Below are 13719 nucleotides of genomic sequence, written 5' to 3'. Positions count from 1 at the left end.
CGGCGAAGTCACGGACGATGGTGAAGCCGGGCTCCTCGTGCGATGGGCTGTTCGGGTTCACGATGGTTCTCCTCCTTGGGTCAGCGATCGTCGTTGAGCACCTGGTCGAGCGCGTCGAATCTCCGCTGCCACTCCTCATGGGCTGCGACCAGCCAGTCGGTTGCGGCGGAGAGCCTGTCGCCGTTGAGCGAGACGATTCGCTGCTGCGCCCTTTTGCTCCTGGTGACCAGGCCGGCCTCCTCGAGCACCTTCAGGTGCTGGGAGACCGCGGATCTGCTGATCGGCAGCGGATCCGCCAGCTCCCCGGAGCTCATGTCTCCGTGGCGCAGATGGTCGACGATCGCCCTCCGCGTCGGGTCGGCGAGAGCTCCGAAGACCAGATCGAGATTCATTTCAGTCTTTCCTTAATTAAGTAGTTGCTACAATACTCTCTTCGAGTCGAGTGTCAAGGTCGGCGTCGACAACAGAAAAGACCGTCCAGACGGTATACAGTCGATCCTGTGAAACGGTCATCAGAAGCCGACGATGACAGCACCGACTCTGGTTAAAGGAGACCGCAGCCGATGATGGACAAAGACTTCCGCGTCGAACTCGAACGCCGCCTCGATCTCTACGAGGACCCCGAAAGCGAGGAGGGCGTTCTCGGTCCTCTCCCCGCCGGGGATATCGCCATTTCGGTTGTCGTGCTCGCCCTTTCGTCGCTCGGGCTTCTGGGATGGTGCTTCCTGTGAGCACGACATCCCGAAGATTCGAGCGCACCGCGCTCACCGAAGCCGGGTCAACCAGCGACCTGCCCCTGCTGAAGAAGGACCGCATCTGGAGTTTCTGGGACTTCTCGGCAGCGAACATCGGGCTCGCCATCGCCACCTGGGCCTTCCTCCAGGGCGGAGCCGTTGCTTACTATGTCGGAGCCAAAGAGGCGGTCGCCAGCATCGTCATCGGTTACGGGATTTCCATCGTCTTCGTGGCTCTGGTCCCATGCATTCCCGCCGTCCGCTACGGAATCGAACAGTTCGTCTCGCTGCGGTCCTCCTTCGGCACTGCCGGCGGCCGTGCTGTCATGCTCGTGCTCTCCGCTCTGCTCGCCGCCGCGTGGGCGGCCGTGCTCGCCATCATGTGCGGGCACGCATTCGCCAATGTCAGCAATGAACTGCTGGGCACGAGGATCGAGTCCGACAGTCTCACCGTCAAGTTCATGGGGCTGACAGCTGTGGTCGTCTCCTGGCTGATCCTCATGCGAGGGCCGAAGTCCATCGAGACCGTCAACAAGGTCGTCTCCCCCGGCCTCGTCCTGGTCACACTGATCATGCTCGCGCTCATCTTCACACAGATCGGTTGGTCGCAGCTGCTGGAGCTGCCGCCCCTGGCGGCCGACTTCGACAGGCATATGGCGTTCATGATCGCCATCGAGCTCAATGTCGCCGGCGGTCTGGCCTGGTGGCCCAACGTCGGCAACCTCGCCCGACTGACCCGCAGTGCTCGTGCTGCGTACTGGCCGAACATGATCGGTCTGTTCCTCGCCTCGGTGATCGCCGCCGTGGTGGGCGCGTTCTCCGCACTCGCCCTGGGTTCGGATGATCCGACGCAGTGGATGATTCCGCTCGGAGGCTTCGTCCTGGGCGGTTTGGCCCTCGTCTTCGTCGGCTTCGCGAACATCACGTCGATCGTCGCGCAGGGATATGCCGCGCTGATCGCCGTTCGCGGAGGCACGGGCAACCTGGGCCGCCGGCTTCCGTGGCCGGTGCTCGGCGGCCTCATTCTCATCCCCGCTGTGGTGCTCGTGTTCTTTCCGGACGCGACGTACAACAACTACGGGCGCTTCGTCTCCTGGGGTGCGATCGTCCTCGGCCCGCTGTGCGCCATCCAATTTGTCGATTTCTTCATCCTCCGTCGTCAGCGCCTCGACATCCGCGCGATGTACGACAATCGTCCGGACTCGCCCTACCATTACACCGGCGGATTCAACCTCGTCGCATTCGTCTCCATGGCCTCGGGCGCCGTCGTCTACGCTGTGCTGCTCGACCCGATCGACTACGTTCCAGTCGACGCGTTCCGCTGGCTGACGGCGTCGATCCCGTCCATGGCCGTATCGGGGATCCTGCACCTCACCCTGACCAGAGCAGTGACCGTCCCCCGCGGCAAGGGCGGGCTCGCCTCCCGTTCCGAAACCGGCGCGAAACGCGACTAGGCTGTCGGTAGGCGCTTCGGCCCACACCCGAGCTCGAGGAGAGACATGGATCGCGATTCGATCGAATGCTGGCTGACCGATATGGACGGCGTCCTGGTCAAGGAGAACAACCCGCTGCCGGGAGCCGCCGAGCTGCTGGCTCAGTGGCGGCAAGCCGAGATCCCGTATCTGGTGCTGACGAACAACTCCATCTACACGGCGCGTGATCTCTCAGCTCGGCTGCGGTCGAACGGGCTCGATGTGCCGGAGACGAATATCTGGACCTCGGCGATGGCGACTGCCGATTTCCTGTCCAATCAGGTCGATCACGGCACGGCCTTCGTCGTCGGCGAGGCGGGCCTGACCACAGCCATCCATGAGGCGGGCTTCGTCATGACCGAACACGACCCGGACTTCGTCGTCGTCGGCGAGACCCATTCCTACTCCTTCGAGGCCATCACGAAAGCGATCCGCCTCATCCAGGACGGTTCCCGCTTCATCGTCACGAACCCCGACGCCACCGGTCCGAGTCCCGAAGGCGTTCTGCCGGCCACCGGGGCCATCGCCGCACTCATCACCAAGGCGACGAACCGCGAGCCCTATGTCGTGGGCAAGCCGAACCCGATGATGTTCCGTTCGGCCCTCAACAGGATCGGCGCACACTCGATGAGCACGGCGATGATCGGCGATCGGATGGACACCGACATCATCGCCGGCATGGAGGCAGGAATGCACACCGTCCTCGTGCTCTCCGGCATCTCGACCGCCGAGGATGTCCGCCGTTTCCCGTTCCGCCCGAATGAGATCGTCGACGGAGTCCACGAACTCCTCGACGTTCCGCTCGAGGCCCGCAGCGAACTCGGCCCCGACACGACCGGCTCCGCCTGACGTTCAATTCGCCGGCGCTCGGCTCCCCCAGCGGCGGCGCTCGGCTCCCCCAGCGGCGCACGTGTCTCCTGCAGGTGGATCCGTTTCGATTCGCGCGAGGATTTCGCGATGGATCCACCCGCAGGAGACACCGCAGCAGCCGTCACGGCTGAGCCGACTCCCTGCACCCCTCACTGCAGCGCCGAGGTCAGCCGCATCGCCGATTCCATGTAACGGCGTCCCAGCGGCCGCTTCTCCCACTCCTGCAGAGTCAGTTCATGACTGGCGCTCCGGTAGTCGGCGACCACCTCGATGATGTCGTCGACGAGATCGCCGCCGGTGGCCAGGAGGCTGATCTCGTAGTTGAGGCCGAAGGAGCGCATGTCCATGTTCGACGACCCCATCACCGCGTAGGTGTCGTCGACGATGAAGCACTTCGTGTGCAGCACGGCCGGCTTCGGGAACAGGAAGATCCGCACCCCGGCTTCGAGCAGCGACCGGTAGTAGGAGGACTGGGCCCGGTCGACCATGTACTGGTCGGCCTGCTCGCTGACGTAGAGCTCGACATGGACTCCGCGCCTGGCGGCCGTGCTCACTGCGGCCAGCAGCGACTCGTCGGGCACGAAGTAGGGACTGACGATGGCCAGACGCGTCTGCGCCAGATACATCAGCGAGGTGAAGACCTTGAGGTTGGGTTCGGTGGTGAATCCGGGACCTGAGGGGATGAGCTGCATCGCGCTCGTCGCTCCGCCCACCTCGGGCTCATTGCCTTCGCGTTCGTAGGGGCGGATCCCCAGCGCCTCGCCGGATTCCGAGTACCAGTCGGTGGAGAACACGGCTTCGAGACCGGCGACGATGGGGCCGCTGAGCTCGACCATGATGTCGTGCCAACGTCGGCCGATCCGGGCATTCTTCGGCTTGAGATAGGTCGAGTCGATCATGTTCTGCGAACCCATCATCGCCCGTCTGCCGTCGACGACGAGGAGCTTGCGGTGATTGCGCAGGTCGACGCGTCGGGCCTTGCCCCGCCAGGGGATGAACGGCAGCATGAGGTGCCATTCGATGCCCGCGTCGCTCAGGCGTTTGCCCAGCCGGTGGAACCCCGGATACTTCCGTGAGCCGATGTGGTCGAACAGCACTCTCACTTCGACCCCGCGGCCGGCGGCGCGTTCGAGAGCGCGGAAGAAGACATCGGTCGTGTCGTCCCACGCCATGATGTAGATCTCGGCGTGGACATACTCCCTCGACTCGTCGACGAGTTCTGCCATCCGCGAGATGCTCGCCTCATAGTCCGAGATCACCCCGTGGCTGTCACCGGTGACCATCGGCAGTTCCGTCAGCGCCCGCCCCAGCTGCGCTACCGAGACGAATTCACGCGTTGCCTGCAGCGATGGTGGGACATCGGGCAGCTCGTCGGCACCTTCGTGCATGAGTTCGTTCGCCTCGGCCTGGATCCGCGCCCGCCGCTGATTGATGTAGGGACTGCCGAGCATGAGGAAGGCCGGAATGCCGACGACCGGGACGAACAGAATGAGCAGGAGCCAGGCCGAGGATGATGAGGGCCGCCGGTTCTCCGGCACGACACCGATCGCAACGATCTTGACGAGGTATTCGATGACGATCAGAGTCACCGACGCCACCGAGGCCACCACACTGAAGTCCATCCGATCCCACTTTCCTTTCGGCCGGGCGCTCACCTCCGCCCCACACTATCGCCTGGCACCTGCGTCCTGACCTCAGGACATGACAAGCCCGCCGAGGCGGCCCGGCGCAACCGTATGGAAGTGCGGGGCCGCCTCGGCGGGCGGAATCGGATCAGTGCCCGAAGAGCGGCTCAGAGTGCGAACGGACCGTTCAGAGCCCGAGTTCGCGGGCGATGAGCATGAGCTGGACCTCGGTGGTGCCCTCTCCGACCTCGAGGATCTTCGAGTCCCGGTAGTGGCGGGCGACGAGGTATTCGTTCATGAAGCCGTACCCGCCGTGGATCTGTGTGGCGTCGCGGGCGTTGTCCATCGCAGCCTCTCCGGCGACCATCTTCGCGATGGCGGCTTCCTTCTTGAACGGCAGACCGGCGATCATGCGTGAGGCCGCGAGGTAGTACGCAGAACGGGCGGCGACGACGCGTGCCTCCATGCGGGCGATCTTGAACGAGATGCCCTGGAAGTCCGAGATCGGCTTGCCGAAGGCCTGACGTTCCTTCGCGTACTTCACGGATTCGTCCACACAGCCCTGTGCCGCACCGACGGACAGGGCGCCGACGGCGATGCGTCCCTCGTCGAGGATGCGCAGGAAGTTCGCGTAGCCGCGGCCGCGTTCGCCGAGCAGATTGGCTTCGGGCACCTGCACGTTATCGAAGGTCAACGGGTGCGTATCCGAGGAGTTCCAGCCGACCTTGTCGTAAGCGGGCTCGGCGGTGAAGCCGGGAGTGCCGGTCGGGATCATGATCGTCGAGATCTCCGGGACCTCGCGGCCGGAGCCCGACGTGCGGGTCCCGGTCACTGCGGTGGCGGTGACCAGCCGCGTGATGTCGGTGCCCGAGTTCGTGATGAAGCATTTGCTGCCGTTGATCGTCCAGGTGCCGCCGTCCAGGGTGGCCTTGGTCTTCGTGCCGCCGGCGTCGGAGCCCGCCTCGGGCTCGGTCAGTCCGAATGCCGCCAGTCCGGAGGCGTCCGTGAGCTTCGGCAGCCATTCGCGCTTCTGCTCCTCGGTGCCGAACCGGTAGATCGGCATCGCGCCCAGCGAGACTCCGGCCTCGAGGGTGATCGCCAGCGACTGGTTGACCCGGGCGATCTCCTCGATGGCCAGGCACAGGGCGAAGTAGTCGCCGCCCATGCCGCCGTACTCTTCGTCGAAGGGCAGACCGAACAGGCCCATCTGCCCCATCTTGGCAACGAGGTCATAGGGGAACTCGTGCTTGGCATCGAGTTCGGCGGATACGGGTGCGACCTCTTCGTCGGCGAACTTCGCGACTCCTTGACGCAGGTCCTCGTATTCTTCGGGCAGCATGCCCGGAACGAACGTTTCCATTTCTTTCCTCCCCGCTCGCGGCGTGGTTGTCGTGATCAGCTGACTGGTTGTTCTTCGGCGGCTTCGGCCTGCGGTTCGTCGACGACGGCGGCGAGCACCTCGTCGAGTCCGACCTGGGCGCCTTCGACCACAGTGACGGTGACGATGCCGGCCGCGGGTGCGGTGAGCACGTGTTCCATCTTCATCGCCTCGACGACGACGATCGGGTCACCCTGCTCGACCTTGTCGCCGGTCTCGACTCTGATGGCCACGACGGAGCCGGGCATCGGTGCGAGCACCTCTGCGCCTTCGAGGCCGGGAGTCAGCGAGGCGTCGGCCAGCGGGCGGGTGAAGACGTGGATCCCGTCTCCGGTGCTCACCCAGACGCTGCGTTCACGCGCATCGGAGAAGATCCGTGCGGTGTGCTGGATTCCGTCGAGGACGATGTGCCAGAGGCCGTCGGAGTCGATGCCGGCGTGGTCGGCTTCGGCCTCGATTTCGACGGTCTGCCCGCCGGCGGCCAGGCGGACCGTGGGTCGGAACTCCGGTCTGGAGGTCCGCCAGGCACTCGGTCCGGCCCACGCCGAGGCGGTCGTGCGCTTCCCCGACAGGTCCGTTTCCGTGATCGGGCCGGTGATGGTGGTGCCGGCCGCTCCCCCGGTCGCCAGCACGGCCGCAGCCACCAGCTGTGCATGGGTCTCGGAGGCGGTGTGGGCGAGCTGCTCCTCGTCGAGATTGTCGATGAGAGAGGTGTCGAGGTCACCGGCGACGACTTCGGGCAGGGACATGAGCGTGCGCAGGAAGTCGATGTTCGTCACGATCCCGGGCACCGCGGAAGCCGACAGCGCAGCGTCGAGGCGGGCGATGGCCGCGCTCCGATCGTCGGCGTGGACGATGAGCTTGGCGATCATCGGGTCGTAGTCGGAAGCGATCGTCTGCCCGGCGTCGAGTCCGGCATCGACGCGGATGCCCTCGCCTGTGGGGAAGACGACGTCGAGGGCACGTCCGCCCGTGGGCAGGAAGCCTCGCGAGGGGTCCTCGGCGTAGATGCGGGCTTCGATCGAGTGCCCAGTCAGCGTGATGTCGTCCTGGGACAGCGGCAGCTGCTCGCCGGCGCCGACGAGCAGCTGCAGTTCGACGAGGTCGACGCCGGTGACCTCCTCGGTCACGGGGTGCTCGACCTGCAGGCGGGTGTTCATTTCCATGAAGAAGAACTCGTCGGGACGGTCGGCGCCGACGATGAACTCGACCGTGCCGGCTCCGACGTAGCCCACGGACTTCGCGGTCTCGCAGGCGGCCTGACCGATGCGAGTCCGGGTCTCCGGATCCAACAGCGGCGATGGTGCCTCTTCGATGACCTTCTGGTGGCGGCGCTGGAGGGAGCATTCGCGTTCACCGAAGTGGATGACATTGCCGTGGGCATCGGCCATGATCTGAACCTCGATGTGCCGCGGGGTGGCCACGAGCCGTTCGAGGAACAGGGTGTCGTCTCCGAAGGAGCTCGCGGCCTCGCGGCGAGCGGTCTTCAGCGCCTCGGGCAGCTTCTCGGCCTCGAAGACCGCGTGCATGCCCTTGCCCCCGCCGCCGGCGGAGGGTTTGATGAGCACGGGGAAGCCGATATCGGTCGAAGCGGCGATGAGGGCTTCATCGCTCATGGCGGCGTCCTTCGTGCCGGGCACGAGCGGAACTCCGCGAGAGGACACGGCCTGTTTGGCGGTGATCTTGTCACCCATGGTCCGGATCGCTTCCGGGCCGGGGCCGAGGAAGACGATTCCAGCGGCTTCGCAGGCCGCGGAGAACTCCGCGTTCTCGGACAGGAAGCCGTAGCCGGGGTGGATGGCCTCCGAGCCGGTCGCCTCGGCGGCGGCGATGACCTTGTCGATGCGCAGGTACGATTCCGAGGCGGCTGCCGGGCCCAGGTGCACGGCCGTGTCGGCGGCTTTGACATGGGCGGCCTGGGCATCGGCGTCGGAGTAGACGGCGACGGTCCTGATGCCGAGGTCGCGGCAGGTGCGGATGACGCGCAGGGCGATCTCTCCGCGGTTGGCGATGAGTACAGTCTTGAACATCGAGGGGCTCACATTCTGAAAACGCCGTAGCCGCTGGCATTCAGCGGGCGTTCCATCGGTCCGAAGCGGGCGAGTTCGAGGGCGAGGGCGAGCACTTGACGGGTGTCACCGGGTTCGATGATTCCGTCGTCCCACAGCCGCGCCGTCGAATAGTACGGATTGCCCTGTGCCTCGTATTGGTCGCGGATGGGCTGCTTGAAGGTGTCTTCGGCCTCTTCGCTCCAGGTCTCTCCGCGGGCTTCGAGCTGATCGCGCTTGACGGTCGAGAGGACGCTGGCGGCCTGTTCGCCGCCCATCACCGAGATGCGCGCGTTGGGCCACATCCACAAGAAGCGAGGTGAGTAGGCGCGACCGCACATCGAATAGTTGCCGGCTCCGAAGGAGCCGCCGATGACGACGGTGAACTTCGGGACGCGGGCGGTCGCGACGGCGTTGACCATCTTCGCTCCGTGCTTGGCGATGCCGCCGGCCTCGTAATCGCGGCCGACCATGAAGCCGGAGATGTTCTGCAGAAAGACCAGCGGCACGCTGCGCTGATCGCAGAGTTCGATGAAGTGGGCGCCCTTCTGGGCGGATTCGCCGAAGAGGATGCCGTTGTTGGCGACGATCCCCACCGGGTGTCCGTCCAGGTGGGCGAACCCGGTGACGAGGCTGGTGCCGTACTCGGCTTTGAACTCGTGGAACTCCGAGGCGTCGACCAAGCGGGCGATGACCTCGTGGACGTCGTAGGGGGTGCGCGAGTCGACGGGCACGACCGAGGTCAGCTCCTCCGGCGGATGCGCGGGCAGACGGGATTCGATGACGTCCCAGTTCGGAGCGCTCTTGGGCCCGAGTGTGGAGACGACGTCGCGCATGATCTCCAGGGCATGAGGGTCGTTGGCGGCGAGATGGTCGGTGACGCCGGAGACGCGCGAGTGCAGCGCACCGCCGCCGAGTTCCTCGGCGGTGACTTCCTCGCCCGTGGCGGCCTTGACCAGGGGTGGGCCGCCGAGGAAGATCGTGCCCTGCTCGGAGACGATGATCGACTCGTCGGCCATGGCGGGGACGTAGGCGCCGCCGGCGGTGCAGGAGCCGAGGACGGCTGCCAGCTGTGGGATTCCGGCGGCCGAGAGCGTGGCCTGATTGTAGAAGATGCGGCCGAAGTGCTCACGGTCGGGGAACACGTCGTCCTGGTTGGGCAGGTTCGCCCCACCGGAGTCGACGAGGTAGATGCACGGGAGACCGTTGTCCTTCGCGATCTCCTGGGCCCGCAGGTGCTTCTTCACCGTGACGGGATAGTAGGTGCCGCCCTTGACCGTGGCGTCATTGGCCACGATGACGCATTCGCGGCCAGCGACCCGGCCGATGCCGGTGATGATCCCGGCGCCGGGGCTCGCATCCTCGTACATGCCGTTGGCTGCGAGCGGAGAGAGTTCGAGGAACGGAGTTCCGGGATCGAGCAGGTGCTCGACCCGGTCGCGCGGCAGCAGCTTGCCGCGGTCGATGTGACGCTGCCTGGACTTCTCCGACCCACCTCGGGCGGTGGCCCTGACGCGTTCGCGGAGCTCAGCGATGAGTTCGGCATGGGCATCAGCATTGACCTGCCCCGTCGCCGGACTGACCGCAGTTCCCACTGCTCTCATTCCATCCTCATTTCAGTTAATTCTTCTTAACTGACTGCTATGATACTGCTCACAGGCAGAAGTGACAACGCGCGGACTCTGCGAAGCATCCGCCGCGGGAAACGACATCGGAACAGGAAAAGAGGTCGGCGATGACGACCGAGGATGTGGCCAGGCCGACCTCGCGGGCGGAGGCGAAGGCCGCCCGCCGCGAGCAGCTGCTGAACGTCGCGAAGGCACTGTATGCCCGGCACGGCTTCCATGGTGTCCGCCTCGACGACCTCGGAAAGGGCGCGGGCATCTCGGCACCGGCGGTGTATCGGCATTTCTCCTCGAAGGAGGCCGTGCTCGAGGAGCTTCTCGTCGGGATCTCGAAGTACCTGAAATCCGGCGGGGACGAGATCGTCGCTGCGACAGAAGAGCAGCCCGCTGCAGCTGTCGAAGCCGAGGCAGCCGGAACGCTGCACCGACTCATCGACTTCCATGTCGACTTCGCGATGAGCGAACCCGAGCTCATCCGCATCCAGGATCGTGACCTCGCGGCACTCCCCGAGGCCTCCCGTCGGACCGTGCGCCGCCTGCAGCGCGCCTATGTCAGCCGGTGGGCCGAGGTCGTCGCCGCCGCCCACCCCGAGTGGACGCTCGAGGCCGCCACGGTGCGCGTCCACGCGGTGTTCGGCATGATGAATTCGACCCCGTACCAGGCACGACGCTCAAGCGCCGAGGTGGTCGGGGTCGAATTGCGCGCAGCGGCGGCCGCCGCGCTGGCGATCGGCTGAGATTCCGCCTCAGGGGACGATGACGAGCTTTCCGCGGACGTGGCCGGCGGCGCTGTCCTTGAACGCCTGCGGAACCTCGTCGAGACCGTAGGTCCCGGCGACTTCGACGGTGAGCTTGCCTTCGTCGACGAGGAGACCCAACCTCGCGGTCTCGCTGCCGTCGGGGCGCACCCAGATGTAGCGGCCGCCGTGCTCAGCGACCGAGGGATCGGCGACGGAGGCGTGCATGCCGCCCTCAGCCAGCAGGGCCAAGGTGTCGTCGAGGACGCCTCCGACGAAATCAGCGACCCCGTCGACGGGCCCGCCCACGGCCTCGCGCACACGATCGACCAATCCCGCGCCATAGGTCACGGGCTCGGCGCCGAGACGGCGCAGATAGTCGTGATTGGACTCCGACGCCGTGCCGATGACCCGAGCCCCGGCTGCCGCGGCGATCTGCACGGCGAAGCTGCCCACACCCCCGGATGCACCGTGGATGAGAACGGTTCTGCCCTCGAGGGCGCCGAGGGATTCGAGAGTTCGCAGAGCCGTGCCGCCGGCCAGCGGCAGGCCGCCCGCCTCTTCCCAGCTCAGGCTCTTGGGTTTCGGCGCCACGGAGCGGACAGGGACCGCGACCTTTTCTGCGAAGGTCCCAGAACTCAGCACATCCTTGCGGGCATAGGCGATGACCTCGTCTCCGATGGAGAATTCGGGAGTGTCGAAGCCGAGCCCGACGACGACGCCGGCGACATCCCAACCGGGCGTGACCGGGAACTGGACCGGCATGAAAGCGTCGAGGTGACCGCCGACGAGCTTCCAGTCGACGGGGTTGACTCCTGCGGCCTTGACCTCGATGAGCACCGAGGCCGGTGGAAGCTTGGGGTCGGGCAGATCACGGACCGTGATGTCGTCGAAGTTCTCGGTGTAGGCGTCGTAGACGGCGGCGCGCATAGCAATGGCCTTCCGGTAGCTGTCAGTGCGACTGAACAGATTGTCAGTGTCACTGAACAACGCCGGAAGGCCATCAGGCTATTCCTGCGGATGCGACGCCGGGGCGGCGAGGCACCGGGAGAGACCTCCTACTCGTAGGTCTCCCCGGACTTCGCCCGCTCGATCAGCGAGGCCGGCGGGGTGAAGTGCTCGCCGTACTTCGCGGCGAGTTCCTTCGCACGGTCGACGAAGCCTGCCAGGCCGCCCTCGTACTGATTGACGTACTGGAGGACACCGCCCGTCCACGCCGGGAACCCGATACCGAAGATCGACCCGATGTTGGCGTCCGGCACCGAGGTGAGGACTCCTTCGTCGAGGCACTTGATCGTCTCGATCGCCTCGGCGAAGAGCATCCGCTCCTGCAGGTCGGCGAACGGCTGATCGGTCGATCCCGAGTCGTACTTCTCGCGCACGCCCGACCACAGCGTGGTGCGCTTGCCGTTCTCGTCGTAGTCGTAGAAGCCCGCCCCGTCCTTGCGGCCGGTGCGCGCCTGTTCGACCATCCAGTCGATGACCGCTTCGGACGGATGCTCGGTCCAGGTGCCTCCGGCCGCCTCGGTGGCGGTCCTTGTCTCCTGGCGGATCTTCTGCGACAGGGTCAGCGTCAGCTCGTCGAGGAGCTGCAGGGCACCGGTGGGGTAACCGGCCTGCAGTGCTGCCTGCTCCACCGAAGCCGGCTCCACACCCTCGCCGACGGCGGCGACCGCCTCGGCGATGTAGGTCCCGATCACGCGGGAGGTGTAGAAGCCGCGCGAGTCGGTGACGACGATCGGGGTCTTCTTGATCTGTTGCACGAGGTCGAAGGTGCGGGCCAGGGTCTCATCGGAGGTGTTGTCTCCGCGGATGATCTCGACCAGGGGCATCTTGTCTGCCGGCGAGAAGAAGTGGATGCCGATGAAGTCCTTGTCGCGGTCGACCCCGGTGGCCAGTTCGGTGATCGGCAGGGTCGAGGTGTTCGACCCCAGGACGGCGTCGGGTTCGACGACGTTCTGGATCTCGGCGAACACCTGCTGCTTGACCGGAACGGACTCGAAGACGGCCTCGATGACGAAGTCGACACCGGCGAAGTCCTCGGCCGAGGCGCTCGGCGTGATCCGATCGAGGACGGATCGGGACTTCTCGGCGGTCGTCTTGCCCTTCTTCAGGGCCGACTCCTCGCGCTTGGCGGCATAGGCCTTGCCCTTCTCCGCGGCGGCCAGCTCGACGTCTTTGAGCACGACCTCGATCCCGGCCTTCGCGGCGGTGTAGGCGATGGCCGCACCCATCATTCCGGCCCCGAGCACACCGAGCTTCTTGACCTGACGAGGTTCATAGCCGTTCGGGCGGGAACCGCCGGAGTTGATGTGGCCGAGGTCGAAGAAGAACGCCTTGATCATGTTCTTCGCCACCGGAGTATGGGTGAGGTGGACGAAGTAGCGTGACTCGACCGACAGCGCAGTGTCGATGTCGACGTTCGCGCCCTCGACGGCTGCGGCGATGACCGCTCGCGGGGCCGGCATCGGTGCGCCCTTCGTCTGGCGTCGCAGCATGGCCGGCAGCGCAGGCAGCATCGCACCGAGCTTGGGTGAGGACGGCGATCCGCCCGGGATCCTGAAGCCCTTGACGTCCCAGGGCTGGACCGCTTCCGGGTTGTCCTTGATCCAGGCCTTCGCCCGGTCCTCGAGCTCGGCCGCCGGGGCGAGCTCATCGACGAGGCCGAGTTCCTTGGCTTCGGCGGCCTTGAACTTCGTGGAGGGCAGGATCGCCTTCTGCAGGGCGTCCTGGATTCCGAGCATGCGCACCGTGCGGGCGATGCCTCCGCCGCCGGGCAGCAGTCCGAGGGAGACCTCGGGGAACCCGAAGCGTGCGCTGGGGTTGTCCTCGGCCGCGATCCGGTGGTGGGTGGCGAGGGCGATCTCGAGTCCGCCGCCCAGCGCAGCTCCACCCAGCGCGGCGACGACGGGCTTGCCGAAGGTCTCGAGCCGGCGCAGGACGGCCTTCATGCTCTCGACCTGGGCGAATTCCGCCTCGGCGTTCTCCGGACTCGCCGCCCGGATCTTGTTGAGGTTGCCGCCGGCGAAGAAGGTCTTCTTCGGCGAAGTGAGGACGACGCCGGTGATGTCGTCGACGTTGGCTTCGAGCCACTCCACGGTCGCCTGCATGGCGGCCGCGTAGTAGTCGTTCATGGTGTTGACCTTGGCGTCCGGTTCGTCGATGACGACAGTGACGATGCCGTCAGCGTCGGTGGTGCGCTGGTAGTCGATGGTGGTCGTTGTCGTCAT

General features: G+C 66.0%; 11 protein-coding genes. 4 read left to right on the top strand and 7 right to left on the bottom strand.

Annotation, left to right across the window (positions count from 1 at the left end):
* Positions 1-80: 80 nt before the first annotated feature.
* Positions 81-392 (bottom strand): ArsR/SmtB family transcription factor, encoded by a 312-nt coding sequence (locus IHE57_RS07485; protein WP_209372179.1) that lies wholly within the window; start codon positions 390-392, stop codon positions 81-83.
* A gap of 171 nt (positions 393-563) precedes the next feature.
* Here IHE57_RS07485 and IHE57_RS07480 point away from each other — a divergent pair, with 171 nt between their 5' ends.
* Genes IHE57_RS07480 through IHE57_RS07470 form a run of 3 tightly spaced genes read left to right on the top strand, consistent with a single transcriptional unit; the run spans position 564 to position 3055 of the window.
* Positions 564-731 carry a hypothetical protein gene (locus IHE57_RS07480; RefSeq protein ID WP_209372177.1) on the top strand — a complete coding sequence of 56 codons (168 nt, stop codon included), beginning with the start codon at positions 564-566 and terminating at the stop codon, positions 729-731.
* Positions 728-2188: a purine-cytosine permease family protein gene (locus tag IHE57_RS07475; protein ID WP_209372175.1), complete on the top strand. Its 1461-nt coding sequence runs from the start codon at positions 728-730 to the stop codon at positions 2186-2188. Before IHE57_RS07480 ends, IHE57_RS07475 begins: the two co-directional genes overlap by 4 nt.
* Positions 2189-2233: 45 nt before the next feature.
* Positions 2234-3055 carry an HAD-IIA family hydrolase gene (locus tag IHE57_RS07470; protein ID WP_209372173.1) on the top strand — a complete coding sequence of 274 codons (822 nt, stop codon included), beginning with the start codon at positions 2234-2236 and terminating at the stop codon, positions 3053-3055.
* Positions 3056-3225: 170 nt separating this feature from the next.
* Here IHE57_RS07470 and cls read toward each other — a convergent pair whose 3' ends face one another.
* The 4 genes from cls to IHE57_RS07450 all read right to left on the bottom strand — a co-directional run bounded on the left by cls (position 3226) and on the right by IHE57_RS07450 (position 9731).
* Positions 3226-4698 carry a cardiolipin synthase gene (gene cls, locus IHE57_RS07465; protein WP_209372171.1) on the bottom strand — a complete coding sequence of 491 codons (1473 nt, stop codon included), beginning with the start codon at positions 4696-4698 and terminating at the stop codon, positions 3226-3228.
* A gap of 190 nt (positions 4699-4888) precedes the next feature.
* Positions 4889-6061: an acyl-CoA dehydrogenase family protein gene (locus IHE57_RS07460; protein ID WP_209372163.1), complete on the bottom strand. Its 1173-nt coding sequence runs from the start codon at positions 6059-6061 to the stop codon at positions 4889-4891.
* A 35-nt stretch (positions 6062-6096) separates the two neighbouring features.
* Entirely contained in the window at positions 6097-8109 is a 2013-nt protein-coding gene (locus tag IHE57_RS07455) for an acetyl/propionyl/methylcrotonyl-CoA carboxylase subunit alpha (protein ID WP_209372161.1), read from the bottom strand.
* Between the two features lie 8 nt (positions 8110-8117).
* Complete coding sequence (locus IHE57_RS07450) at positions 8118-9731, bottom strand: carboxyl transferase domain-containing protein (protein ID WP_209372159.1); 1614 nt, start codon at positions 9729-9731, stop codon at positions 8118-8120.
* 131 nt (positions 9732-9862) lie between these two features.
* On the opposite strand from IHE57_RS07450, the gene IHE57_RS07445 reads away from it, so the two are divergent.
* Complete coding sequence (locus IHE57_RS07445; protein ID WP_209372157.1) at positions 9863-10489, top strand: TetR/AcrR family transcriptional regulator; 627 nt, start codon at positions 9863-9865, stop codon at positions 10487-10489.
* A 9-nt stretch (positions 10490-10498) separates the two neighbouring features.
* On the opposite strand, the gene IHE57_RS07440 is transcribed toward IHE57_RS07445, so the two are convergent.
* Both IHE57_RS07440 and IHE57_RS07435 read right to left on the bottom strand, forming a co-directional pair.
* The gene (locus tag IHE57_RS07440; RefSeq protein ID WP_209372155.1) at positions 10499-11419 is read right to left on the bottom strand and encodes an NADP-dependent oxidoreductase; all 921 of its coding nucleotides are present in this window, start codon (positions 11417-11419) and stop codon (positions 10499-10501) included.
* Positions 11420-11547: 128 nt separating this feature from the next.
* The gene (locus tag IHE57_RS07435) at positions 11548-13719 is read right to left on the bottom strand and encodes a 3-hydroxyacyl-CoA dehydrogenase NAD-binding domain-containing protein (RefSeq protein WP_209372153.1); all 2172 of its coding nucleotides are present in this window, start codon (positions 13717-13719) and stop codon (positions 11548-11550) included.

It is taken from the genome of Brevibacterium renqingii (assembly GCF_017808105.1).
Lineage (GTDB): Bacteria > Actinomycetota > Actinomycetes > Actinomycetales > Brevibacteriaceae > Brevibacterium > Brevibacterium renqingii.
This window is presented reverse-complemented; position numbering and strand designations above follow the sequence as displayed.